Below are 23,904 nucleotides of genomic sequence, written 5' to 3'. Positions count from 1 at the left end.
GACCCCGAGACCCCGAGACCCCGAGACCCCGAGACCCGAAGGAAGCCGACATGACGTCCACCGATCCCGCGCGGTCCGCCCGCGCCCTGCTGCGACGCAAGAGCGTCGTGATACCCGCACTGGTGGCCGCGGCGCTGCTCGCCGTTCCGGCGAGCTCGCAAGCCGCGCCTAACCCGGCGGCCGGGACCGCCGCCGCCAGGAAGGCGGCCAAGCCGACGATCGTCCTGGTGCACGGGGCCTTCGCCGACTCCTCCAGCTGGGACGGAGTGGTCGACCGGCTGCAGCGCGGCGGCTACCCCGTCATCGGGCTGGCGAACCCGCTGCGCGACCTGGCCGGCGACGCGGCGTACCTGTCGAGCGTCCTCGACACGATCCCCGGGCCTGTCGTCCTGGTCGGGCACTCCTACGGCGGCGCGGTCATCACCGACGCCGCCGCGGGCCACGCCAACGTCAAGGCGCTGGTCTACATCGCGGCCTTCGCGCCCGACCAGGGCGAGAGCAGCCTGGGGATCACCGGCGAGTTCCCGGGCAGCCTGCTGCCGTCGTCCCTGGTGGTGCGGCCCTTCCCCGGCGGCGGCCAGGACGCCTCCATCGACCAGGCGGCCTTCCGGAAGGTCTTCGCCGCGGATGTGCCGGCCGGCGAGGCCCGCCTGATGGCGGCCGAGCAACGCCCGGTCGCGGTGGCCGCGTTGGCCGCGCCCAGCAGCGCACCGGCCTGGCGGACCATCCCGTCCTGGTACCTGGTCGCCGGCGCCGACCAGGCCATCCCACCGGCCGCGGAGCGCGCCATGGCCCAGCGCGCCCACGCGCACACCGTGACCATCCCGGGCGCCTCCCACGCCGTGTCGGTCTCCCACCCGGGAGCCGTCGCCGACCTGGTCCGGGCGGCCGCGCGGGCCACCGGCTGACCCGGTGCCCCCCGCCGGACAGGCCCTAAGCCGGCCGCGGCGAGGACTGATCGCCGTGGTCGGCCAGCGCGGCAGCCAGCTGATTGCGGGAGGCGATGCCGAGTTTCGGGAAAACGCGGTAGAGGTGCGAGCTGACCGTCCGGTGCGACAGGAACAGACGCTGACCTATCTCGCGGTTGGACAGGCCCTGCGCGGCCAGCTCGGCGATCTGGCTCTCCTGCGGCGAAAGCAGCTCGCGCGGGCTCGACGTCGGCCGCCACCCGCGCTCGCCGGTCGCACGGAGCTCCTGATCGGCTCGCTGCGCCCACGCGCGGGCACCTACGCTGTCGAACGTGGCCCTCGCCGCCCGCAGCGGTCCGCGGGACTCGACGATGCGTCGTTGCCGGCGCAGCCATGAGCCGTGAGCCAGCTCGATGCGGGCCCGGTGCCAGGGCAGCTCGCCGGCCGCGCCGCCCAGGGCTGCCTGGAAGAGCGACTCGGCCGAGGCGCGGTCGGCCAGCACCGCTCGGGAGTACTCCAGGGCGATGACCGCACCCGTAGAAGGGCAGGCACCCGCGATCTGTTCGATGGACGTCAACACGGATCGCGCCTCGGCCCGGTGATTGGCGCGGACGGCGGCGTCGGCCAAGTAGCTGAGTGTCCACACCTGCTGCATCCGCTGGAACGCGGGGTCGGCGGGCATGAACACCCGACGCAGCTCGCCGTACGCCCGCTCGTGTTGGTTTGTGCCCAAATCCGCTATGCCACGGGCCAGTTGAACGCCGGCCAGCAGGGACGACGCGGCATTCGGGGTCCGCAGCGCCACGTGTTCGGCCTCCGCGAGCAGGTCCTCACGCGTGTCCCGGCCGCCGCGGACCGCATCGATCAACGCCACGGCGATGCGTGCGGTGGCAGCCCACTGCGACTGGCCTGTCTCGTCCGCGAGCCGCACGGCCTCGTCGGCCGAGCGGGCCGCGTCGAACACCCCCAGGTAGACCTCGGCCCAGGCCCGTATCGCCAGCGCCTCGGCCAGCAGGCTCATGCGGCCTTGCGCGCGGAGCTCCTGGACGGGTGTGGACAGGAAGGCGACGGCATGGCGGAAATCGCCCGTGCAGAACGCGGCGATGCCCAGCAGGCCGGCCAGATCCGGCCGTCCGCCGGCGTCTGCCGGCCACAGTGCGAGCTGCTCGATGACCACCGGTCTCTGCTCGTCGGACTGGGCAAGCGCGTAGATGGCCAGCAGCCTGGGGTCGCGGACGGGCAGGCTCACCTGCTGGGCGGCCCGCACGATCTCGTGCCGCACTCTCTCGCCGGGATCGCGCCACCATGCCCTGCGGGCCGCGCCGACCAGCAGCTGCATGGCAAGGTCGACATCCTGGGCGCCTATGGCGTGCTGCGCCAGGCCGACGAGGTGACGTACCTCCGCGGGCTCACCTGTGGAGCCGTCGTGGAAGATGCCCTGGAGCCCGGCCAGCCTCGACTGATCCCGGGGCCGCAGCACCATGCCTGTGACCTGTGCCTTGATCTGCTCGACCTGGCGGAACCGGCCGAGCTCGTAACTGAGTTCCGCGGTGCTGAGCAGACGCGCGGCCTGTGAGCGCGGGTCCGGACTCAGCGCGGCTGCCCGCTCCAGCCACGCGGCGGCCGAGGCGACCGCACCACGGCGCTTGGCGTTCCCGGCCGCCCGTTCCAACTCGGCCGCGATGCCCTCGTCGCGTCCTGACACCGAGGAGGCCCGGTGCCACGTCGCGCGGTCCGGCTGATCGGCCAGGACGCGCGCGAGCGCCGCGTGCGCCTGCAGGCGGGTGGCCGGCGGCATGCCCTGCCGAAGGGCCGAACCGACCAGCGGGTGGGCCATCCGGTACCGCTCGCCGAGCACGGTCAGGAGCCCGTACTCGAAGGCCGGCTGTGCCATGACGAGGTCGACCGGTGAACCGAACAGGATCCCCGCGGCCGTGAGGACGTCGTTGAGGTCGTCGCCGTCGTCGACCGCGGCAATGGTCACCACCGCGCGCGCGGCCGGGACGAGGTGCTCAGCGCGCGCGGCGAACGTACGTTCCAGGCGGGTGGTCATGGGCAGGTCCTCGTCGAACTCGGTCCACGCGTACCGCCCCGACTCCAGCGCACTGGCGAACTCGAGCAAGGCGAGCGGATTCCCGCGGGCCTCCCGCAGTACGCGGTCGCGAACGGTCGACACCAACTGCGGCGCCCGCGCGTCCAGCAACGCGGCCGACGCGGCTTCGTCGATGCCTTCCAGCTCCACCCACTCGATCGTGTGGGGGTCGGCGAACGGCAGCGACTCGGGTCGCGATGTGCACAGCACGATCACCCGCTCGCCGGCGATGCGACGGCTGACGAAGGCCAGCACGTCGATCGACGGCTGGTCCATCCAATGGACGTCGTCGAGACACACAAGGACCGGTGTCTGTCCCGCCGAGTCGACGAGCAGCTCCAGAACCGCCAGGGAGGTGAAGAACGGCTGCACCTCGATCGAGTCGGTCATCGCGAAGCAGGCCAGGAGGGCGTCGCGCTGCACGGCCGGAAGCCGGTCGACGCGGGGCAGCAGGGGCCGCAGCAGCTGGTGGAGGCCGGCGAACGGCAGGCGCGTCTCGGACTGACTGCCCCGGGCGGTGAGCACGGTGAACCCGGCGGACCGCGCGTGCTCCACGACCTCTGCCTGCAGAGCACTCTTGCCGACCCCGGGTTCCCCGAACAGCCCGATCGCGCGCCCCCCGGAATCCACCGCGTTGAGGTGACCGAAGAGGGATCGCAGCTCGTCGTCGCGTCCGACGAGGCGCCGGCCATAGGTCGTGCTCACGCAACGATCATCCGATCGACAGCTCCCGCTGTCCACCAGGGGCCGGACGCATCAGTAGGACGGCGAGGGGACGTCGTCACCTCCCGGCCGACCGAGTGCGGCGGCGATCTGCCTCCGCGAGGTGATGCCGAGTTTGCGGAACACCTTGTTCAGGTGGAACTCGACCGTCGAGGTCGTGATGAACAGCCGGGAGGCGGTCTCCGCGTTGGTCAGTCCCGAAGCGGCCAGCAGGGCCACCTGCCGTTCCTGCGACGTGAGATCGAACCGGGTTTCCGGGACGCGTCTGCGTGCTGTCTCCCCTGTCGCGAGCAGCTCGATCCGGGCTCGTTCGGCGAACAGCGAGGCGCCCCACGCGCTGAAGGACTCGTACGCGGCCCGCAGATGGGTCCTGGCCTCGGATCGGCGCTTGCGCCGACGGAGCCACTCGCCGAACAAGAGGCGTGACCGGGCGTGTTCCGCGGCGAGGGGGACGGCTGCCAGAAGGTCGATCGACTCCTGGTACCACTTCTCCGCATGGGCGGTCTCGTCCACCAGGGCACGGCATCGGGCCAGGAGCCCCAGCGCCCACGGCGTTCCGGCAAGCTGCGCGCGATCTTCGAGCCGCTTCAGCGCAAGGGCCGCCGTGTGCCGGTCGCCCGCGCGGACGGCGGCTTCCACGAGCAGCGGCAGCACGAGATTGCCCTGCGAGGGCACGTCCTCCTCATAGGTGGGCAGTGCGTGGCGCAGCGCCTCGTCGTAGCGCCCCAAACCGAGGTTGAGAACGCAGAGAGCGTGATGTGCCAGGTGGCGCAGCATGCCCAGTCCGCATGTCGTCGATACGACGTCCATCATCGCCACAACGGCGTGCACATCGCTTTCCCTGCCCATCCACGCATACAGCAAGCCCCTGTTGAGATCTCCCTGAGTCGTCAGTCCGATGGCCGCGGCGTAGTCGTCGGCCTCGGCGAAGAGCGCCTCAGCCGCGGTCAGCCGCCCGTTCCGTATCTCGGTGTACGCCAGGACCGACAGGGACAGGCTGAGGCCGTACAGCGCACCTCGGCTGCGGTCCGCGGCCGCGAGGCGGCCGACGATCTCGACGAATGCCCCGATGTCCCACACGTCGTCCGCCGCCAGGCCCACGATGACGCTCAACGGGCTCGCCATGTCGTGCAGTTCGGCTGAGGCGCGCAGCTTCGCCAGAGCTTCCTGGATCGTCGCCACGCCGCTCTCGTAGCCGTGGGCCGTACGGAGAGCCAGGCCTCTGATCAGCTGCTCGGGGCTCCAGTCCGGGGCGTCCGGCCGGTGCGGGGTGGCGACCGCGATCTTGGCCACGTCCGTCAAGGTCGTGCGATCCATGGGGTCCCGGGCGATGACGGCGGCGTGCATGGCCTCGTAGAGCAGCTCCCAGGTCATGCGGGGGTCCGCGTCGCCGAGTTCGGCCACGGCGTCGAGCATCATGGCGGGGACGCGGTCGTTGCTTCCGGCGTTGAAGAGCTCCGCCGAGGCCCGGATCCGCAGCGCACGGGCGCGGGCGGAGGGCTGTTGGAGTGCGGGTACGGCGAGGTCGAGCAAGGGGAGCACCGCGGCCCGGTCCCCGGAGGTCAGATGGGCTTGGGCCGCGGCGAGGTAGCGCTCAGCGCGTTCGGCGGGGTCGACGGTGAGTTCCGCCGCCTTGGACAGGAACAACGCCTGAGCGGAATATCCACCCCTGGCCCGGGCGCAGTCCGAAGCAGTGTCCAGGTCCGCGGCGGCCGCGTCGTCGGGGCCGACGGTTGCCTGGGCGCGGTGCCATGCTCGCCGGTCGGGAACTCGGGCCGGGTCGCTGGCCGCTTCGAGGGCGGCATGGATCCGCCGCCGGTCGTGCCCGGAAGCCGCCGCGTAGACCGAGGAGCGGATGAGCGGATGCCGGAACCCGAGGCCGGCGCCGTGGTCCAGGACCCCGGCCTCGATGGCGGCGGCCGCGGACCTGGCCGCCAGGCCCAGCACGCCGGCCGCGTGCCAGACCACCGCCATGTCGTCGGTCGGCGCCGCGGCCATGAGAAGGAGCAGCATCCGGGTGTCCGACGGCAGCGCGGCCACCGACTGCCGGAAGTACTCCTCCAGCAGCCTGCTCACCGGCAGCGGATCGGGCATCGGCGCGACCCCGGCGAGCTGCTCGGCGCCGAGATGCGCCGCCAGTTCGACGAGCGCCAGCGGATTGCCCCCGGTACCGGCCACGATCCGGTCCGCGACCGCCGTGTCCAGGTGCCCGCCAACGGCGAGGGACAACAGCTCCCGGGCTTCGGCGGCGGGCAGCCCGCCGACACGCAGGGAAGGCAAGACGTCGAACAGTCCGTGGTCGCCGAGGTCGTTCCTGGTCGCGAAGATCAAGCCCAGCGAGTCGGCGTGCAGCCGCCGGGCGACGAAGGCCAACGTCTCGGCCGACTCCCGGTCGAGCCAGTGGACGTCGTCGATCAGGCACAGCATCGGCAGCTCCGACGCCGCGGACGACAGCAGCGCCAAGGTCGCCAGACCGACGAGGTACCGGTCCGAGTACGAGGTGTCGGCCAGACCGAACGCGGCGTTCAACGCGCCCCGCTGTCTGGCGGGAAGCCGCTCGATGCGGTGGAGGTGCGGCCGCAGCAGCCGGTGCAGCGCGCCGTAGCCCAGGAGCTGTTCGGCTTCGACGCCGACCAGCCACGTCAGCCGGACACCGGCGGCCTGGGCCGCCGCGTGTTCCAGCAGCCGTGTCTTGCCGACCCCTGCTTCGCCCGCCAGCACCAGGACCCCGCTGAGTCCTTCCCTTGCTGCGTCGAGGAGTTGTCCGATCGCCTCGCGTTCGGCGACGCGGCCGACCATCGGCCGCACCGTCCCGGAACGAGCCCCGCGCCACACCATGGGAATCCCCTGTCATCGACACCGTGACGTGAGAAGACGCTAGGCGCGTGGGTACCTCGTAATCGAGCGTCACATGACGGTGATCCGACTCAACCCGCCACCCGCCACCCGCCTTGCGCAGCTCGGCGGGGGAGGACGACTCCGAGTGGCCCCCGCCCGGGAGACAGCAACAAGGACCGTGCTCGGGTCGAGCGCCGTGGGCCGAGGAGGCGGCCGGGGCTGGCGAAGCGCTACGGCGTGACGTCGATCAGGACCTTGCCGACCGTGCCGGTCTCCACCGCCCGGTGGGCGTCCGCGGTGCGGTGGAGGGGGAAGCGGACCAGCGGGAGGCCGTGCTCGGTGCCGACCGGCAGGGCGCCGTCGCGGAGGGCGGCGGAGACGTCCTCGACGGCCGCGGCTCGGGCCTCGGGACCGGCCGTGAAGAGCACCAGGAACTGGAGGCGTGTGTTCAGCACCATGTTCTGCGGCACGTTCAACTCGACCGGCCGGCCACCGTCGTTGGCGTACGTCGCGATCGTGCCGCGGGGTCGCAGCACGGCCACGTCCAGTGCCAGGTTCGTGCCCAGCGCCACCTCTGCAACGATGTCGACGCCGTCCGGGGCGACAGCGCGGATCTCGGCGGCCGGGTCGCCCTCGCGGTAGTTGATCACGTGGTGGGCTCCGGCGGCGGTGGCCAGGCTGGCTTTCTCCGGGCTGCTGACCGTGCTGATCACGGTGGCGCCGGCCCAGCGGGCGAGCTGGATCACCGCGTGCCCGACCGCTCCGGCCCCGCCCGCGGCGAGCACCACCTTCGCGTCGAGCGCCCCGGGCCGCAGCCGGCGGGGCCCGTCCTCCGCGACGGTGAGGGCGCGGTGCGCGGTCAACGCGGGGACCCCGAGCGCGGCGCCGACGTCGAAGCCGGCCTCGTCCGGCAGCGGCACGGCCTGTGCGGCGGGCACGACGGTGAACTCGGCTGCGGTGCCGGTGGGTCGCCCGGCGGCGGCCATGAACAGCCACACCCGCTGACCGATCCGGCTCCGGTCGACACCCTCACCGACAGCGTCGACCGTGCCGGCGCCGTCGAGGTGCGGGGTGATCTCGGAGAAGCGCTTGGGGTGGCCGGCGCCGGAACGCGCCTGCCAGTCGGTCGGGTTGACCCCGGACACGGCGACCCGGACGCGAACCTCGCCCGGGCCGGGCGCCGGCAGGTCACGGTCGACGAACCGGAGGACGTCGGGGGCGCCGTTGTCGCGGTAGATGATGGCCTTCATGATCCGTCCTCGGAGCCTGGTGGAGCGGGATTTCCCGGCATGGCCTGGCAGTTCGCCAGGAAGTCCGGCGTAAGACGTAACGCGTAAGGCGTGGGGCGTGGGGCGTCGGGGCGTGGGGCGTGATCGCGGCCCGGCCACCCGGTCCCGGTCAGCCGATGGGCACGTCGCTGGAGCGGGACTCGACGGCATCGAGGGTGGCGAGGGCCGCCGCGTCGAAGGCGATCTCGCCTGCCGCGACATTGGCCTCCAGGTGGGCGGCGTTGGCGGTGCCCGGGATGAGCAGCACGTTCGGGGCGTGGTGCAGCAGCCAGGCGAGGCCGATCTGGGAGGGCGTGACGCCCAGGGACTCGGCCGCGGCGACTACCGCCGGCTCGTCGGTGACCTTGGGCAGGCCGGGGAAGGCCCCGCCGAGCGGGAAGTACGGCACCCAGGCGATGTCCTCGGCCGTGCACAGCCGCAGCATCTCCTCGTCGTCGCGGGAGACGAGGCTGTACGCGTTCTGCACGCAGACGACGCCCGCCGGCAGGGCGCGGCGCAGGACGTCGAGCGTGACGCTGCTCAGGCCGATCGCGCCGATCTTGCCCTCGTCGCGCAGGGCGGTCATCACCGCGAGCTGGTCGTCGAGGTCGACGACCTGGTCGCCCTCGGGGCGCAGCCCGGGGCCGGAGTCGAGGCGCCGCAGGTTGACCACCGGGAGGCGGTCGACACCGAGGCTGCGCAGATTGTCCTCGACGCTGGCGCGCAGCTGCTCGGGCCGCTGCGCCAGACGCAGCGCCGGCTTCCCGCCGGGGTTGGGGTCGGCGCCGACCTTCGTGACGACCAGGACGCCGTCCTCGGGGCGCAGCGCCTCGCGGATCACGGCGTTGGCGAAGCCGAAGCCGTAGAACTCGGCGGTGTCCACGTGGTCGACGCCCAGCTCGACCGCGCGGCGCACCAGCGCGACGGCCTCATCGCGCCGATCGTGCAGGCGCTCCAGATGCAGGGCCCCGTAGCCGATCCGGAAGACCGTGCGGGCGGCGAACGAAGCGGTCACGGTGGTCACGACGTTGTCACCTCGATCGGTGTTCGCAAAGCGGTGTACAGCAGTTCGGCCTGGTAGAGAGCCATGACCCGGTGCGCGATCGGGGTGGCGTGCTCCCGGGCGACGGCCGGTTCACGGTGCTCGACCTTGACCAGCCAGGCCGTGACGCAGTCGTGGAGCATCGCGCGCATCCGGTCGGTCATGTCGACGACGATCTCGCGGATGGCCGGGTCGGTGGTCGCCTCACCCCAGGTCTGCACGCCGACCCGGGCCTCGGCGGGGTCGATGGCGGCGATCAGGCGGGAGAGCAGGTCGTCGGGGTCGGGTGGCGCGTCGGCCGCGGCGTACTCGCCGATGACGTCGGCCCGCTTGGCGAGCACCTCGCGGGCGGCGGCCCGGACCAGGTCGGCCTTGTTGCGGTAGTGCGCGTAGATCGAGCCGGCAGACAGGCCGGACTCGGCGGTGATGTCGGCGATCGAGGTACGTTCCAGCCCGTTACGGCTGAAGCAGCGGACGGCGGCCGCAGCGATCTGGGTACGCCGGAGTTCCTTGCGCGCATCGGTGAGCCGCGGCACCTGCACCCCCACAAAAAGAATCGCCGTGCTGCTTGTGGAGACAGTAACAGAAGCTCCGTTCTGTTTGCGGTGGCGTCCCGACGAGCGGGCCGTCATGTCGACCGGCCTCTCCGCGACCGGCCTCTCCGCGACCGGCGCGACCGGACCGCACCCGCTCGCTCAAGGTCCTGGCCACCGCGCAGCCGGCGGCAGCGGCGCAGGCGCTGCCGCCTCCGGTGTGGCGCGGAAGGCCTCGATCACGTACGCGGCGAAGCGGCGTGAGGCCGTGACCCGCGCGGTGGGCGGCGTGTCGTGGAGGCCGCGGTGGGCCATGAGCATGAGGACCAGGTCGTCGACGACGAAGCCGGCGCGCAGTTGGCCGGTCTTCTGGGCACGGCGGGCCAGTTCGCCGACCGCCTGAAGTGTTCGCTCCCGGTCGGCGGTGAAGTCCATCGCCTCGGGGAAGGCCGCCATGAAGGCGTCGGCGAATCCCCGACTGTGGGCGTGGAGTTCACAGATCCGCTCGACCAGGTCCCGGAATCCGTGCCACGGGTCCGGGTCCGCGAGGGCGTCACGGACGGCGGCCTGGCAGGCCCGCCGCTGCTCGGCGAAGGTCGCCGCGATCAGTGCCTGCTTCGTCGGGAAGTGCCGGTAGAGCGTGGCGGGGCCGACGCCCGCGTGCCGGGCGACCTCGCGCATGGGTGCGCCCAGGCCGTCCTCGCCGAACACCGCGCGGGCGGCCTCCAGGATGCGGGCCCGGTTGTCGCGGGCGTCGGAGCGCACGGTCTGAGGCAATCGGCTGGTCATCGTTTCTCACTTCGGCCAAACGGACGGGGGCGTCCGTTACGGTCCGAGGATAGTGCCGCCGCCCCGTCCCGGCCTGTCAGCCGGGGCGCCAGGTCCCAGCAGCGCCCGCGGCCGCAGCGGCTGCGAACCGTTTCGCCACGAACCCGACCCGAGGAGCAGAGATGAAAGCCGTCCTGATCAGGACGTTCGGTGACCCCGACGGACTGGAGGTCGTCGAGGTGCCCGCGCCCGTTCCTGCCCCGGGGCAGGTGCTGGTCGCCACGGAGGCGATCGGGGTGGGCGGCGTGGACGCCGTGATCCGCCGCGGATCGCTTGCCGCCTACGGCTTCCGGGAGGGCCACCTGCTCGGCAGCGAGGTCGCGGGAAAGGTCACCGCGGTGGGAGAGGGCGTGGACGCCTCGTGGATCGGGCGGCGGGTGTGGGCGTTCACCGGCCTGTCCGGTGGCTACGCCGAGCAGGCCGTCGCCGCGGTCGAGGACGTCCTCGCCCTGCCCGACGGTCTGACCGGCGCCGACGCGGTGACCCTCGGCGGCTCCGGCGTGGTCGCCCACTTCGCCCTGGAACGCGCGCACTTCACACCCGGTGAGGCGGTGCTGGTACGCGGTGCGGCGGGCAGCATCGGGATCACGGCGGTCCAACTCGCCTCCAGGCACGGGGCGAGCGCGGTCGCGGTCACCACCGCGTCGGCCGGCCGCGGCGCCCGCCTGCGGGACCTGGGCGCCACCCACGTCCTCGACCGCACCGGCCACGGCGGCCCGGACGCACCGGCGGGCTTCGACGTCGTGATCGACGTCGTGGGCGGCCCCCAACTCCCCCTGTTCCTGGACAAGCTGAACACCAACGGGCGCTACGTGGCCGTCGGGGTGGTCGGCGGGCAACCCCCCGCGGACTTCGGCATGCGGCTGATGGACGCCTTCCGCAAGTCGCTGTCGTTCGCCACCTTCAGCTCCGACACCGTGCCAGGACCCGACCGGCAGACCGTCCGGACGTCCCAGTTCGCCGAGGCCGCGCACGGGGACCTGCGCGCGGTCGTACACGAGGTGCTGCCCCTGGACCAGGCGGCGCGGGCCCACCGCCGGATGGACGCGGGCCAGGTCTTCGGCAGGGTCGTCCTCGCGCCCTGACCCGGACCCCGGGTGACCGCCGGGCCCGTCCCGTAGGCGATGACAACGGGGTTGCGCCCGCTCGCTGGCCGCCTCCAGCTTCGTCATGGCGCGCCGCGATGGTGAAGGGGCTCTCTGCCGGGTCAGCCGGTGCGCGGGATCCAGTCGCTGCCGCCCAGGGGGTAGTCGTAGCCGGGACGGTTGACGTCGGCGCTGGTACGGAAGGGGGTGCCGTCGTTGTCGACGCGGACGGTGCCGTGGCGGCTGCCGCTCGACCAGTCGAGGGTGAGGTCCCAGCGGACGTCGTGCGCCTTGGTGTGGGCGGTGACGTAGAAGACCTCGGGGTCGGACTCGCTGACGCTGTAAGGGAATGGGCGCTGGCCGTTCCTGACCGCGACGGTGGGGCTGCCGCTGTCAAGGTCCACGTCGAAGGACTTGGTCTCGACGCCGCCCCCGCAGCCGGCGCCCATCGCGTAGTCGTTCCAGGCCAGCGGCGCGTTCCTGGACTCGATGCTCACGTGCAGCGCTTCCAGGACGACGGTCCGCGGGCCGGTGCCCTGCACGGTGAGGGCGATCCGCTGCTCGTCCGAGGAGACCGCGCCGTACGAGGCGGCCCAGCGCGGCGCGTTCTCCTCGTTCGCGGGCGGGCCCATCTGCGCGGGTGCGCTGTCGACGAGGAAGTGCTGGCTGCACGGGTTGTCGTAGATGTACGGGCGGGTGCGGACGGTGATCGGGACCGCGGCGCTGCCCGCGGCCGGCGCGGCGGACGTGTCCGGCGCCGGGCTGCCCGGCGTGGTCGGGGCTCCGCCCGCCCGCCGGCCGGCGGCCGCGCCCGCGCCGGTGCTGCGGGTCGGTGCGGTCGGTGCGGTCGACGTGCCCGGCGTCGGGGTGTTCCGCGAGGGGGAGCCCGCGACCGCCTTCCGATCACCCGTGTCGCTCAGGACCCCGTTCGCGCTGTCGCCGCCGCGGCCGGCCCATGGCGGATGCACCGCGAGTACGGCGGCCACCAGTACGGCCGCCGCGGCGGCGGCGACCAGCGCCGTACGGCGCCGTCGCGGTGCGGCGGACCCGCCCGGCACGTTGACGACGACCGGTACCTCCGGCGCGTCCAGGGCCTCCGGTACGGCCGGCGCGTCGGATACGTCGGGCGCGTCGGGTACGGCCGCCCCGGGCGCCCCGCCGGGCTCGGCCGCCTCCGGCACGCGGGCCGCGAGGTCCTCACCGGCCCGGCCATCCCCGCCCTCGCGCCGAACCTGCGACGCCGCCGCACGGGCCGCGTCTGCCAGGACCCAGCGGCGGTGCAGCTCCACGAGTTCCTGCGGCGTCGCCTTGCACACCCGCGCTAGGCGCTCCACCGGCGCGTAGTCGTTCGGGAACGCGGCGCCGTTGCAGTACCGGTGCAGCGTCGACGTGCTCATGTGCAGCCGCTTCGCGAGCGTCCCGTAACTCAGCCCGGAGCGGTCCTTGAGCCCCCGCAGCAGCGTCGCGAACCCCTCGGCCGGCCCGTCCCCCGCCGCCCCTTCCACGCGTCCCGCCATTCCGCAGCGTCCCCCCGCATCCCGTTCCGGCGTTCCAGAGCCACTGAATTCGCCCTGCTCAAAGCCTGTTTGGCCATTCCAGTATCCCCGACTGCCCAGCGGGCGTGGCGGTCGGGACGGATCACCGGACACGTTGCTTCCATCCGAGCACCACACCGGTGTCACCAGCGAAAGAGGTCCGCACCATGTCCGGCATCCGACCCTCCGGTACCCGTCTCGCCGTCGCCGCCGCGACCGCCGCGCTCGCAGCGCTCTCCCTGACCGCGTGCGGCAACGACGCGACCGGTGCCCGCGCCGAGCCCACGGGGACGAACTCCGCGGCGTCCACCGCCACCGCCGCCCCCGACCCGTCCGCGACGTCCCCCGCGACGTCCCCCGCGGCGAACCCCGCGTCGTCCAAGGCGCTCGCCAGTTCCGGGCAGTCGGGGTCCGGCGGCCCGAAGCCGACGACGCGGCACACCACCGCCAAGCCCCCGGCCTCCTCCGGCAAGCCGGTCACCTGCCAGGCTTCCGACACCAAGACCGTCGCGGCCCCGCTGAACCGCCCGGTGAACCACATGCTGCTCACGGTGACCAACACCGGCAGCAGGACCTGCTATCTCTACGCCTACCCGGCGCTGCAGTTCACCGGCGCCCAGGCGGTCCCGCCGGTCATCGCCGATTCCCACCCGCAGGCCGTGGTGACGCTCGCCCCGGGCGAGTCCGGCTACGCCTCGGTGACCCTGGCCGCCGCGGACGGCACCGGCACGAACGGCTACACCGCGAAGACTCTGGCGGTCTACTTCTACGGCCGGTCCGGCAACGAGAGCGTCGGCGCCGCCGCCCACCCGCCGCTGCCCGCCAAGGGCCTCTACATCGACAGCACGCTGAAGACCACGTACTGGCAGCAGTCGATGGACGACGCCCTGAACTGGTGACGTAGGGGCCGCGCCGGCGGCGGGTGGCCTCGGCGGCTACGAGGTCACCGGCAGGGTCGAGTCAGCAGCAGGAGATGTTCTCCGCGCACGGGCCCTTCGGGCTCTGGGTGATCTCGAAGGTGACTCTCTGGCCTTCGACCAGTTGGGGAAGCTCGTGGTCGATGAAGTTCGAGTAGTGCGCGAATACGTCAGGGCCGGCGTTCGACTGCTCGATGAAGCCGAATCCTCTGGCCGCGTTGAACCACTTCACGGTACCTGTGGTCATTTTACGCCTTCCTGCACGCTTGAAGTGCGGTGATAGATATCCGCGAAATTGCCTGCGCGTCGCGGATATCTATCTTTTCCCCGGCGAAAAGGGGCGGGAGGTCGATGTCGACCCTCCGAGGGCGCCCCTCCCACGGTGCATTCACGGCACCGTGGGGGGACGGCTCGAGCGTCAGCCGATTGTCGGCGAACCCTGCTCGGGGGCAGGACTCATGCCGCCGGGCTGAGGGCGGAGCGGCGCTGCGAGGTTCCCTGCGGTGCCAGGGTGGGCCGGGTGGAGCGCCTGGCCTGCGAGGGGCGGTTGCGCCGGCCGCGGGAGGAGGTCGACGTGCTGCGCCTGGAGCGTTCGGCGACCGGTTCGGTGATGGTGACGGGCACGCCTGAGGGGGTCCGCGCTCCGGTGATGCGGGTCAGTTCGGCCTGCCCGGAGTGGGTCTGCGTGCTCTGCGGGGTGATGCCGGCGGTGGACATCAGCCGGGACATCTCGCGGCGCTGGTTGGGCAGGACCAGGGTGACGACGCGGCCCGACTCACCGGCCCGCGCGGTGCGTCCGCCGCGGTGCAGGTAGTCCTTGTGGTCGCTGGGCGGGTCGACGTTGACGACCAGGTCGAGGTCGTCGACGTGGATACCGCGGGCCGCCACGTTGGTGGCCACCAGCACGGTCACGTGACCGCTCTTGAACTGCGCGAGGGTACGGGTGCGCTGCGGCTGCGACTTGCCGCCGTGCAGCGCCGCCGCCCGCACGCCGTTGTGGAGGAGGTGCGCGGTGAGTTTGTCCACGGCGTACTTGGTGTCCAGGAACATCAGCACCCGGCCGTCGCGGGCCGCGATCTCGGTCGTCGTGGCCTGCTTGTCCGTGGTCTGCACGTGCAGCACGTGGTGTTCCATCGTGGTGACCGCGCCCGCGGAGGGGTCGACGGAGTGGACGACCGGGTCATTGAGATACCGGCGTACCAGCAGGTCGATGTTGCGGTCCAGGGTGGCGGAGAAGAGCATCCGCTGACCGTCCGGGCGCACCTGGTCCAGCAGTGCGGTGACCTGCGGCATGAATCCCATGTCGGCCATCTGGTCCGCTTCGTCCAGCACGGTGATGGCGACCTGGTCCAGCCGGCACGTACCGCGGTCGATGAGGTCCTTGAGCCTTCCGGGAGTCGCCACGACGACCTCGGCGCCGCCGCGCAGGGCGTTGACCTGGCGTCCGATGGACATGCCGCCGACGACGGTGGTCAGCCGCAGCCGCAGGTCGCGGGCATACGGAGTGAGGGCGTCGGTGACCTGCTGGGCCAGCTCCCGCGTGGGGACCAGGACCAGGGCCAGCGGCTGTCCGGGCTCGGCGCGCCGTCCGGCGGTGCGGGCGAGCAGCGCCAGGCCGAAGGCCAGGGTCTTGCCGGAGCCGGTGCGGCCGCGGCCGAGCACGTCGCGTCCTGCCAGGGAGTTGGGGAGCGTGGCGGCCTGGATCGGGAACGGCACGGCCATCCCCTGCGTCGCAAGCGCCTTCACCAGCGCGGGCGGCAGGTCCAGCTCGGCGAAGGTCTCCACCGGGGGCAGGGCGGGCGTGAGGGTGACGGGCAGGGCGAATTCCCCCTGCTGCGCGGCCGGTCGACGGCTTCCGTAGTTGCCGGAGCGGGACGGGCTGCCCGAGCGGGACGGGCCGCCGGAGCGGCTCGGCGCCTGACCGCGGTAGCCGCCGCGGCCGGAGCCGGAGCCGGCGGAGCGCCCGCGGGAAGTGCGATCACTGGAGCCGAAAGTGCGATTCATGGAGAACCTTCCTCGATGCGGTACGTCGAGGAATCCCGGCGGCGCAAGGCCGCGCTGGGAGCACAAGGACGAACCGATGAATGTGAATGCGCGAGAGCGGGCCGACTGCCCGAAAGGCGCGGGGCGAGATGTCCGGCGGGCGGGTGCCTTTCACGGCGCACCCGGGCAGCGCCTGAGACTGCCTGGAGAAAACAGCAGGCCGGGGCCCGCACCCCATGGTGCGGGCCCCGGCTCTGCGCTGAGCGTCAGGCAGGAACGATGTTCTCCGCCTGCGGGCCCTTCTGGCCCTGGGTGACGTCGAAGTTCACCTTCTGGCCCTCCTGCAGCTCGCGGAAGCCGGAGGCGGCGATGTTCGAGTAGTGGGCGAAGACGTCAGCGCCGCCACCGTCCTGCTCGATGAAGCCGAAACCCTTTTCCGCGTTGAACCACTTCACGGTGCCAGATGCCATATCAAAATCTCCTTCAGGGGCAGTGCCCGGAATCCGCAGTGTGCGGAATCCGCGTCGCCGCGATGATTATCCCATCCGGAAGAATGCCGGAAATACAAAAGCGCTCCCGCCGTGTACGACGGCGAGGGCACTTGAAGTCTTCGGGAACCACAACTGCAACTGATGGAAACCTTAGCACGTCACAGCGGTCGCGTCCGGATTTTCCCATGGCGATGCCGTCGAAGGCGTAAATGCTCCGGATGGCATGCTGGTATTTCTGCACTTGCGGTATCAGATTTTTGCGCCCGTGCGGCGCGTGTCACGGTCCGAAGGCGGTGCCGGGCTCCGGCGCGGCCCGATCACACCCGCCGGCGGTGTATCCATGAGGCGCCGTTATCTGCCGTGGCGGCGGCAGAATAGTGCAGGTTCCCGGCCGAGGTCGTGGCCGGCGGGACCCCGAATGCGGGGGAGATGGCCGCTTGCCGGCGTCCTGGCTGTCTACGGCTGCACCTCGCCGGCGCGTACCGGCGTCAGGTCGTCAGGCCCGGTAAGCGGGGGCGGCATGCCCTGCCTGCCCGTCCGGACGCAGCCATGCGGGTGAACTTCGGGCTGCAGAAACGTTCAGGGGCCAGGTGGGCCCGTGGGACGCCCCGATGCTGGTGGCCGACGAAGGGGGATTCCATGGGGCTATGCACGCACCTCGCCGGTGACCTGGTTTCCCTTGCGGTGGCCACGCCCGGCTTCGCGGGCTCGGCCGGCGGTCGTGCCGGCGCGCTCGCGGCCCTGGGGTGACGGCGTGTCCGAGGGGGCTGCCGAGCGCACCGGCGCCCGGCCAGGCGTCGCGGCTGACGCGCGGGGCGGGCAGCTGGACGTGTCGGTGCTGGCCTGGGCGGGCAGCCTGGGGCTGGTGACCGGCGGCGTCGAGGTGGAGCGGCTGGCTGCCATGCGGCTGGGAGCCTTCGCCGCCCGTGTCGTCCCCGCGGCCGGGGCGGCTCAGGCGGAACTGACGGCGCAGTGGGCCGCGTTCGTCTGCCTGGTGGACGACAGGCTCGATCGCGGCGGTCTCGGCTCCCACCCCGAGCAGGTCCGGATACTGTTCGGCCGGCTGCTGGGCGTGCTCGCCGCCGACCGTCCGGTCGTCTCGCGGGGCGATGTCGAGACGGCGCTGGCCGATCTGTGGCGGCGTACGGCCCCCCGCATGTCCCCCCGGTGGCGGGAGCGGTTCATCACCGACTACCGGGACTTCGCGGAGGCCACCTGCCAGGAGGCCACGGGCCGCCACGACCGGGTCGCACCGTCCCTTCGCGACTACGTCCGCCTGCGCCGCAGGACCATCACGGTGCTCCCGACGCTCGACGTCGTGGAGTACGCCGCCGGGGCTCCATGGCCCGACCACCCCGAGGGCGATCCCGCGGTGCGGGCGCTGAGGGATGCGGCGGCCGACGTGGCGGGCTGGACGAACGACCTGGTCTCGACCGGCGCCGACCAGCGCGTGGGCCAGGAGAGCCTGGTGGCCGTCGTGGGGCGCGAGCACGGCTGCTCACCGTCCGCCGCGCACCAGCGCGCGACCGCGATGCGGGACGCCCGCCTGCAGGACTTCCAGCGGCTCGCTGCTGCTCTCGCGGCCGGTGACGGTGTCCCCGGGCCGGTCCGGGAGCCGATGCGGGGCTACGTGGAGGCGCTGCGCTCGTTCCTGGCCGCGACCCTGCACTGGCTCGGTGTCACCGGCCGGTTCGAGACCCGCTGGCTGCCGGACGGTGACGGCGGCCCGGCCCCGGGAGTCGCGCCATGACCGCACCCGTGGCCGTTCGTTCGCCCTGTCCGTCGGACAGGACCTAGGGAAGATCACTGATGAGACCACTCGCCGCCGAGTGCCTGCCCCCCTCGTGGGCCGCCTCGCGCTTCCCCGCCGGGCTGCCGGCCGCCCAGGGCCTGATCGCCGCCGGGCTCCTCGACCGCGTCGGCGAGGACGGTGCCGTCCGCGACGGATGCCGGAGCCGCGTCCTGGAGTCCGCACTCACCCTGGCACTTCTCGAGCGGCACGGCCACGGGCACGCTGGAGCGCGGGCCCGCCTCACGCGCTATCTGGAGTGCCACCGCGGCGGCGGCCTGCTGGACGGCGTCTTCGCCGAAGCGGCCCTGGGGCAGAGGGAACGGCCGCTACGGCCCGAGGTGTTCGACGCGGTCAGGGACCGGGTGCCGGACTTCGCGGGCGCCCGCAAGCGCGCGCTGGTCCACGCGCTCCTCACGATGCTCGGCGCTGCACCGGGCCGCGAGGACGGGGAGCCCGCGGCCTTCGCGCTCGCGTCGCTGCACCCCTGGGCCGCCGTGCAGGTCACCGCGGTCAAGGTTGTCCTCGGCCGGGCGGCCGGGAAACCGCCGGCTGCCGCCGAGCTGGCCCTGCTGGCGTCCACCCAGCGGCGCGGAATCGTGTGGGAGGGAAACCTCCTGATCCACCTCTCGGTCCTGCACGCCCTCGCGGGCCTGCCCGGCATGGGCGCCACCGTCGAGGACGGGCTGCGCACGGCGCTCCTCCACCAGCGTGAAGACGGCGGCATGCCCTTCGTCACCGACACGGACACCTGGTCCACGGTCACCGCGGGACTCGCCCTGCACACCGCGGGCGCGCCACGGCGCATACTGCATCACGTCGCGCGGCACCTCGTGACGGTCCAGCAGGAGGACGGCGGCTGGTCCTACACCGACCGGGCGCGGCTCTCCGACACGGACTGCACCTCCGTGGCGGTCGAATTCCTCCACCAGCTCGATCCGCGCGCCTACCGCGACGCGATCCGGCGCGGCACGGACGCACTGATCGCCGTGCGCGGGCCGGACGGCGGTTTTCCCACCTACGGGGCGGGCACCCCGTCCGAGGCGTGCATGACGGCCGCCGCCGTCAACGCGCTGAGCACCATGGAGCGCCCTCCTGACGCCGTGGTGCGGTCGGCCCTGCACCACCTGGTGAACAGCCGGCGCCAGGACGGCACTTTCCCTCCCGGCTGGAGCAGCAGCCGGCTCCACACCTTCTTCCGGGTTCACCTCGCCATCGGCCACTCCGGCCGGCAGGCCACTCCCGCCGTCCGCGTCATGCACGAGCGGATCACCTCCCTGGTGTGCGCCGACCAGCGCGCGGACGGTGGCTTCGGCCAGCAGGACGGCAGCCGGAGCGACGCGATCAGCACCGCCTACGGCCTGATCGTCCTGGCCGGTCGGCCGGACCCGGCGCCGGCGGCGCGCGCGGCCCGCCATCTGCTGTCCCACGTGCGCCCCGACGGCTCCGTCGACTCGCCACCCGACATGGTCGGCCCTCGCCCCTTCCCCTACCACGTCCCCGTGCTGGCCGGCGCCTTCGCGCTGCTCGCGCTGGGCCATCTCACCTCCCGCATCCGGCCCGTCCGCCCGCTCGCACCCGCTCTCGCACAGCGCACCCGCGCCGGCGCGGAGAGAACGCTCGAAAGGACTCTGCCGTGACGCCGCCTCCAGCCACGGACCGGCACCGCCGTCCGGGCGATCCCGCCGCCACCACCGGCTGAGCCCCCGAGCCCGTCGTCCCGCATCCCCCGTCCTGCGAACCGCCCGGAGAGCACCCCATGGCCTTCCCACCGCGCCCCACACCGATGGACCTGACCATGCATCACATGGCCCAGGCCCACCCCGCGACCTCCCAGACCGTCGGAGTGCTCCTCCACCTGGAGGGCGCGCCCCCGTCCCTCGGCGAACTCCGCAGCCACGTGGCCGGCCACCTGCGTGACGAGCCGCGTCTCACCCACTACCTCCACGGACCCGGGCTCCGGGCGCGCTGGAGGCACGAGCCCGCGCCGGACCTCGACACACGCGTCCGCGCCCTGGACGTCCCACCCGGTGACGCCCGCCTCGACGACGCCCTGCACGAGCTGGTGGAGCGCCCGCTGCCCGGCGAGGGCCCGCTGTGGGACGTATGGCTGCTGTCCGGCTACGCCACCGACCGCTACGCCGTCTGCTACCGGGCCCACCACAGCGCCCAGGACGGCATGGGGATCATCGGCACCCTGCACACCCTCTTCGGCGCCACCACCGCGCCGCCCGCGGCCTCCGCCGTCCGCACCGGCCCGCGGGCCTACCTGCGCACGGTCCGCAGCACGCTGGCGGCCTGCGCCGCCAACGGCGTCTGGGACGATCCCGCGCGGCCTTTGAGCGGTGCCCGCACCGTCGACTGGGTGTCGGTTCCCACCGGACGACTGCGTACCGCGGCCGCGGCGCGCGGCGGTGACACCAACGACGCCTTTCTGGCCGCCCTCAGCGGGGCCTTGCGTACGTGGTGCTCGGAACACTGGCCCAGGGGCGCCGGGCGGCCCCTTCCCGCCATCACGATGATCAATCTGCGCCGTGCCGAGGAACGCGCACGTCCCGGCAACCTGATCGCCTTCGCCCCCCTCGCGCTTCCCTGCGACGAGCCGGCGGCGGGAGACCGCCTCGACGGTGTGATCGCACAGACCCGCGCCACCAAGGACCCGGCCCACCAGAGCGCCCTTCGCGCACTGATGGACCGCACGCCCGCCCGGGCCTTCCATGCGATGGCCGGCCGGCTGACCACGCCCGCCCGGGTGCCGATCACCGTCTCGTACCTCGCGATCCACCGGCCGCTGGCCTACCGCGGTGATCCCGTCGCCCGCGTCCAGCCCTTCACCTGGCTGCCGCCCCGTCAGCCGGCCTCCATCGTCGCCTGCAGTTACAACGGCGACACCAGCGTCTGCTTCACCACCGACGCGGCGCTTCCGGCGGGCCGCAGCCTTCCCCGGCTGTTCCGCGAAGCGGCGGAAGAACTGGCGGGCGGAGCGGTCGGTCCGGAGCCGTCAAGCCCGCCCGGCGGTACCGCTGTTGCGGCGCCCGTGGCCGTTCCGATCGACGACGGCGCCCCCGTAGCCGTGGCCGACTTCGCGCTCATCAAGAAGCTGCTGGTCGACCACGGGGCCCTGCCCGCCGAGCCGATCACACCGGACGCGACCCAACCGCAGGCGGGCATCGACTCCATGGCCGTCACCGCGCTGTCCATGGCGATCGAGGACCGCCTCGGCCTGATCATCACCGAGCACGACCTGGCGAAGGCGCCCACCGTCGGCGACATGGTCGACCTCGTCAACCGGCAGGCCGCACTCCCGAGCGGCAGCTGAACCCGCCGTCCCCCCGTGCCCGACGAAGGTGAGCCCATGACCACTCCGCTCCGTGACGTGCTGCCGCAGCAGGCGCGATCCGCCCGGCTGGTCGGCCTCGGGTCGTGGCTGCCACCGCGCCAGGTGACCAACGCGGAATTGTGCGCGCGCCTGGACACGTCGGACGAGTGGATCCGGACCCGCATCGGCATCGCCACCCGCCACGTCGCCGACCCCGCGACCGCCACCAGCGACATGGCGGTGGAGGCGGGCATGCGGGCGATGAAGTCCGCGGGGGTGGAACACGTCGACGCCGTGGTGCTGGCCACCGCCACGCCCGACCACCCGGTGCCGGGCACCGCGCCCGCGGTGGCCCACCGGCTCGGACTCGGCCATGTCCCCGCTTTCGACGTCGGCGCCGGCTGCTCGGGTTTCGTCTACGCCACCACCGTCGCCTCGGCGCTCATCCGGGCCGGCACCGCCCGGAGCATCCTGGTCGTGGGAGCGGAGACGATGTCGGCCATCGTCGATCCGGCCGACCGGACCACAGCGCCGATCTTCGGCGACGGGGCCGGCGCGGTCGTCCTGCGGGAGGCACGGGCGGGTGAACCCGGGACCTTCGGGCCGGTGGCCTGGGGAAGCGCGGGCGAGCACGCCGCGGCCATCTGCATCCCGGAGGGCGGCTCCCGCAGGCCCTCGCACGCGGGAGACGCACCACGGGGGTACGTGCACATGGAGGGCAACCTGGTGCTCCGGCACGCGGTCCGCCAGATGGCGCACGCGGTCCGCGACGCGGCAGCGGCGGCCGGCTGGGACCTGCGGGACATCGACCGGCTCATCGTCCACCAGGCCAATGCCCGTATCAGCGCCGGAGTGGCCGACGCCCTGGGCCTTCCCGCCGAGCGCGTACCGTCCAACATCACCGACGTCGGCAACACCTCCGCCGCGTCCATCCCGCTGCTGTTGGCCTCCGCCGCGGCCGAAGGGCGGCTCACGGCGGGTCAGCGGGTGATGGTGGCGGCCTTCGGCGCCGGATTCACCTGGGCGGCCACCACCCTCGTATGGCCCGCCGACCTGCGTCCCCTGACCTGAGCGGAGGGGGGCTCCCGCGAAGGGGACGCGGCGGGAAGTGGACGCGCGGTCCGGCGGCCTGAGGCCACCACGACGAAGCTAGTCCGGCGGGCCGGTCGGGTCTTTCCTCACCGCGCCCGGTGCTGCTCCGGCACTGCACGGCACCCTTACGAGAACCGCACGGCACCGGATTGTGCAGGGTCCGCGCCCGTGACTTCTGCCTGCGTTCCTGCCTGGGAAGCGCGAAGGCCCGCTGGTTGGCTGTCTGGTGCGGGCGGGAACCCGGGCCTCACCGAAGCGGTCCGGTCGCGGTCCAGCGAGGTCGCTGCCCGTACGACGAGCCGCCCGGCCTGGCCGGGCTCCGGCCGCAGCCTTCCGGGGAGGTGCGGCCGTCCGTCCGGTTCCCACCCGCCGCAGCCCCGGGAGTCACCTCCGCTGAGGAAAAAACTTGAGCTTGGTGTTGACGACCGCCTCCGTGCCCGAGCGGGAGAAGGTCGCTTACTGGAACGACGCGGTGAGCAGGACGCTGGTGCCGATGGCGGTCGCCCCGCGCGGCGACGGCCCCTTCGACGGGCGGATCGCCACCGACCACCTCGGATATCTCCAGGTCTCCACCATGGAGGCGGACGCGGAGCGGGTCAGCCGTACGCCGGCGCTGATCGCCCGCTCGTCCGAGGCACTGGTGGCCGTCGGCGTCCAGGTCTCGGGCACGGCGACGTTCATCCAGGACGGCCGGCGGGCGGAGGTGGGCGAGGGCGACCTCGTGGTGTACGACACGACCCGGCCGTACTCCTTCGACTATCCGCAGCGGTTCGCCACGCACGTCTTTCAGCTGCCCCGCCGCATGCTGGGCGTGCCGGAGAGCGTCGTCCGGCAGGTCACGGGCCGCGCGATCGGTACGGGGGCCGGCTTCGGCGCGATGCTGCTCCCCTTCCTGGCCACCCTGGCCTCCTCGGCGGACGGCTACCCGCCCGCCGTCGCGGACCGGCTGGCCGGCAACGTCGTCGACCTCTTCGCCACCCTCATCGCCGAGCGGGCCCAGCCGGCGGGCACGGACACGGACACCGCCCGCAGCCACCTGCTGCTGCGCGTCCGCGAGTACATCAACCGGAATCTGGGCGAACCCGGCCTGTCGCCGGAGAGCATCGCGCGGGCGCACCGGATCTCCGTCCGGTATCTGCACCGGCTCTTCGAGGGCGAGGGGACCACCGTCGGCCGGCTCGTCCAGCAGCGGCGTCTGGAGGAGTGCGGCCGGGAGCTGGCCCGCCGTGGCAGGACGGCTCCCACCGTGTCCGCCGTGGCCCAGCGGTGGGGCTTCGTCAATCCCGCGCACTTCAGCCGGGCCTTCCGCGCCGCCTACGGCGTCTCGCCCCGTGAGTGGCGCGACCTGCGCACCGCCCGGGACGGCGTCGGCCGGCTTCCGGCGGGCACGCCGGCGCCCGGGACCGATGCCCGCGGCGCACTACCGGCCGCGAGCTGACCTTCCGCCCTCCGGCGGGTACG

18 protein-coding genes are annotated in these 23,904 nt (G+C 72.9%); 8 read left to right on the top strand and 10 right to left on the bottom strand.

What is annotated here, in order from left to right; translation table 11 throughout:
• The first annotated feature begins 50 nt into the window (after positions 1-50).
• On the top strand, positions 51-908 hold the full coding sequence (locus tag BUE44_RS17595; RefSeq protein ID WP_073499388.1) for an alpha/beta fold hydrolase: 858 nt from the start codon (positions 51-53) through the stop codon (positions 906-908).
• Positions 909-933: 25 nt separating this feature from the next.
• Here BUE44_RS17595 and BUE44_RS17590 read toward each other — a convergent pair whose 3' ends face one another.
• The 6 genes from BUE44_RS17590 to BUE44_RS17565 all read right to left on the bottom strand — a co-directional run bounded on the left by BUE44_RS17590 (position 934) and on the right by BUE44_RS17565 (position 10,193).
• Entirely contained in the window at positions 934-3,705 is a 2,772-nt protein-coding gene (locus tag BUE44_RS17590; protein ID WP_073499386.1) for an ATP-binding protein, read from the bottom strand.
• A 51-nt stretch (positions 3,706-3,756) separates the two neighbouring features.
• Positions 3,757-6,522 carry a helix-turn-helix transcriptional regulator gene (locus BUE44_RS17585; protein ID WP_073499384.1) on the bottom strand — a complete coding sequence of 922 codons (2,766 nt, stop codon included), beginning with the start codon at positions 6,520-6,522 and terminating at the stop codon, positions 3,757-3,759.
• A 269-nt stretch (positions 6,523-6,791) separates the two neighbouring features.
• On the bottom strand, positions 6,792-7,811 hold the full coding sequence (locus BUE44_RS17580) for an NADPH:quinone reductase (protein ID WP_073499382.1): 1,020 nt from the start codon (positions 7,809-7,811) through the stop codon (positions 6,792-6,794).
• Between the two features lie 148 nt (positions 7,812-7,959).
• Complete coding sequence (locus BUE44_RS17575; protein ID WP_073499379.1) at positions 7,960-8,853, bottom strand: aldo/keto reductase; 894 nt, start codon at positions 8,851-8,853, stop codon at positions 7,960-7,962.
• Positions 8,850-9,419 carry a TetR/AcrR family transcriptional regulator gene (locus BUE44_RS17570; RefSeq protein WP_073499377.1) on the bottom strand — a complete coding sequence of 190 codons (570 nt, stop codon included), beginning with the start codon at positions 9,417-9,419 and terminating at the stop codon, positions 8,850-8,852. Before BUE44_RS17570 ends, BUE44_RS17575 begins: the two co-directional genes overlap by 4 nt.
• Before the next feature lie 147 nt (positions 9,420-9,566).
• Complete coding sequence (locus BUE44_RS17565; protein WP_200804450.1) at positions 9,567-10,193, bottom strand: TetR/AcrR family transcriptional regulator; 627 nt, start codon at positions 10,191-10,193, stop codon at positions 9,567-9,569.
• A gap of 161 nt (positions 10,194-10,354) precedes the next feature.
• Here BUE44_RS17565 and BUE44_RS17560 point away from each other — a divergent pair, with 161 nt between their 5' ends.
• Positions 10,355-11,317 carry a zinc-dependent alcohol dehydrogenase family protein gene (locus BUE44_RS17560; RefSeq protein ID WP_073499372.1) on the top strand — a complete coding sequence of 321 codons (963 nt, stop codon included), beginning with the start codon at positions 10,355-10,357 and terminating at the stop codon, positions 11,315-11,317.
• A 122-nt stretch (positions 11,318-11,439) separates the two neighbouring features.
• On the opposite strand, the gene BUE44_RS17555 is transcribed toward BUE44_RS17560, so the two are convergent.
• Positions 11,440-12,834, bottom strand: a complete 1,395-nt coding sequence (locus tag BUE44_RS17555; protein WP_073499370.1) for a helix-turn-helix domain-containing protein — start codon at positions 12,832-12,834, stop codon at positions 11,440-11,442.
• A gap of 185 nt (positions 12,835-13,019) precedes the next feature.
• On the opposite strand from BUE44_RS17555, the gene BUE44_RS17550 reads away from it, so the two are divergent.
• The gene (locus BUE44_RS17550; protein ID WP_073499367.1) at positions 13,020-13,751 is read left to right on the top strand and encodes a DUF4232 domain-containing protein; all 732 of its coding nucleotides are present in this window, start codon (positions 13,020-13,022) and stop codon (positions 13,749-13,751) included.
• A gap of 61 nt (positions 13,752-13,812) precedes the next feature.
• On the opposite strand, the gene BUE44_RS17545 is transcribed toward BUE44_RS17550, so the two are convergent.
• The 3 genes from BUE44_RS17545 to BUE44_RS17535 all read right to left on the bottom strand — a co-directional run bounded on the left by BUE44_RS17545 (position 13,813) and on the right by BUE44_RS17535 (position 16,222).
• Positions 13,813-14,016: a cold-shock protein gene (locus BUE44_RS17545; protein ID WP_073499364.1), complete on the bottom strand. Its 204-nt coding sequence runs from the start codon at positions 14,014-14,016 to the stop codon at positions 13,813-13,815.
• 209 nt (positions 14,017-14,225) lie between these two features.
• Positions 14,226-15,773, bottom strand: a complete 1,548-nt coding sequence (locus BUE44_RS17540; RefSeq protein WP_073499362.1) for a DEAD/DEAH box helicase — start codon at positions 15,771-15,773, stop codon at positions 14,226-14,228.
• A gap of 245 nt (positions 15,774-16,018) precedes the next feature.
• A complete protein-coding gene (locus BUE44_RS17535; protein ID WP_033176054.1) occupies positions 16,019-16,222 on the bottom strand; it encodes a cold-shock protein in 204 nt (67 codons plus the stop codon).
• A 775-nt stretch (positions 16,223-16,997) separates the two neighbouring features.
• On the opposite strand from BUE44_RS17535, the gene BUE44_RS17530 reads away from it, so the two are divergent.
• The 5 genes from BUE44_RS17530 to BUE44_RS17510 all read left to right on the top strand — a co-directional run bounded on the left by BUE44_RS17530 (position 16,998) and on the right by BUE44_RS17510 (position 23,881).
• Complete coding sequence (locus tag BUE44_RS17530; RefSeq protein WP_073499359.1) at positions 16,998-17,993, top strand: terpene synthase family protein; 996 nt, start codon at positions 16,998-17,000, stop codon at positions 17,991-17,993.
• 59 nt (positions 17,994-18,052) lie between these two features.
• Complete coding sequence (locus tag BUE44_RS17525) at positions 18,053-19,672, top strand: prenyltransferase/squalene oxidase repeat-containing protein (RefSeq protein WP_073499357.1); 1,620 nt, start codon at positions 18,053-18,055, stop codon at positions 19,670-19,672.
• Between the two features lie 167 nt (positions 19,673-19,839).
• Positions 19,840-21,351, top strand: coding sequence for a wax ester/triacylglycerol synthase domain-containing protein (locus BUE44_RS17520; protein WP_159450268.1), 1,512 nt, complete (start codon positions 19,840-19,842; stop codon positions 21,349-21,351).
• Between the two features lie 36 nt (positions 21,352-21,387).
• Positions 21,388-22,422 (top strand): beta-ketoacyl-ACP synthase III, encoded by a 1,035-nt coding sequence (locus BUE44_RS17515; RefSeq protein WP_073499353.1) that lies wholly within the window; start codon positions 21,388-21,390, stop codon positions 22,420-22,422.
• A 427-nt stretch (positions 22,423-22,849) separates the two neighbouring features.
• Positions 22,850-23,881, top strand: a complete 1,032-nt coding sequence (locus BUE44_RS17510; RefSeq protein ID WP_073499351.1) for an AraC-like ligand-binding domain-containing protein — start codon at positions 22,850-22,852, stop codon at positions 23,879-23,881.
• The last annotated feature ends 23 nt before the right edge of the window (positions 23,882-23,904 follow it).

The sequence above is a fragment of the Actinacidiphila paucisporea genome (assembly GCF_900142575.1).
Taxonomy (GTDB): Bacteria; Actinomycetota; Actinomycetes; order Streptomycetales; family Streptomycetaceae; genus Actinacidiphila; species Actinacidiphila paucisporea.
This window is presented reverse-complemented; position numbering and strand designations above follow the sequence as displayed.

What these genes read in the sequence shown, in the direction of transcription:
- BUE44_RS17595 (WP_073499388.1), top strand. Translation starts at nt 51, where the DNA reads ATGACGTCCACCGATCCCGCGCGGTCCGCCCGCGCCCTGCTGCGACGC.
- BUE44_RS17585 (WP_073499384.1), bottom strand. Translation starts at nt 6,522, where the DNA reads ATGGTCGGCCGCGTCGCCGAACGCGAGGCGATCGGACAACTCCTCGAC.
- BUE44_RS17580 (WP_073499382.1), bottom strand. Translation starts at nt 7,811, where the DNA reads ATGAAGGCCATCATCTACCGCGACAACGGCGCCCCCGACGTCCTCCGG.
- BUE44_RS17565 (WP_200804450.1), bottom strand. Translation starts at nt 10,193, where the DNA reads ATGACCAGCCGATTGCCTCAGACCGTGCGCTCCGACGCCCGCGACAAC.
- BUE44_RS17560 (WP_073499372.1), top strand. Translation starts at nt 10,355, where the DNA reads ATGAAAGCCGTCCTGATCAGGACGTTCGGTGACCCCGACGGACTGGAG.
- BUE44_RS17555 (WP_073499370.1), bottom strand. Translation starts at nt 12,834, where the DNA reads ATGGCGGGACGCGTGGAAGGGGCGGCGGGGGACGGGCCGGCCGAGGGG.
- BUE44_RS17550 (WP_073499367.1), top strand. Translation starts at nt 13,020, where the DNA reads ATGTCCGGCATCCGACCCTCCGGTACCCGTCTCGCCGTCGCCGCCGCG.
- BUE44_RS17545 (WP_073499364.1), bottom strand. Translation starts at nt 14,016, where the DNA reads ATGACCACAGGTACCGTGAAGTGGTTCAACGCGGCCAGAGGATTCGGC.
- BUE44_RS17540 (WP_073499362.1), bottom strand. Translation starts at nt 15,773, where the DNA reads ATGAATCGCACTTTCGGCTCCAGTGATCGCACTTCCCGCGGGCGCTCC.
- BUE44_RS17535 (WP_033176054.1), bottom strand. Translation starts at nt 16,222, where the DNA reads ATGGCATCTGGCACCGTGAAGTGGTTCAACGCGGAAAAGGGTTTCGGC.
- BUE44_RS17525 (WP_073499357.1), top strand. Translation starts at nt 18,053, where the DNA reads ATGAGACCACTCGCCGCCGAGTGCCTGCCCCCCTCGTGGGCCGCCTCG.
- BUE44_RS17520 (WP_159450268.1), top strand. Translation starts at nt 19,840, where the DNA reads ATGGCCCAGGCCCACCCCGCGACCTCCCAGACCGTCGGAGTGCTCCTC.
- BUE44_RS17515 (WP_073499353.1), top strand. Translation starts at nt 21,388, where the DNA reads ATGACCACTCCGCTCCGTGACGTGCTGCCGCAGCAGGCGCGATCCGCC.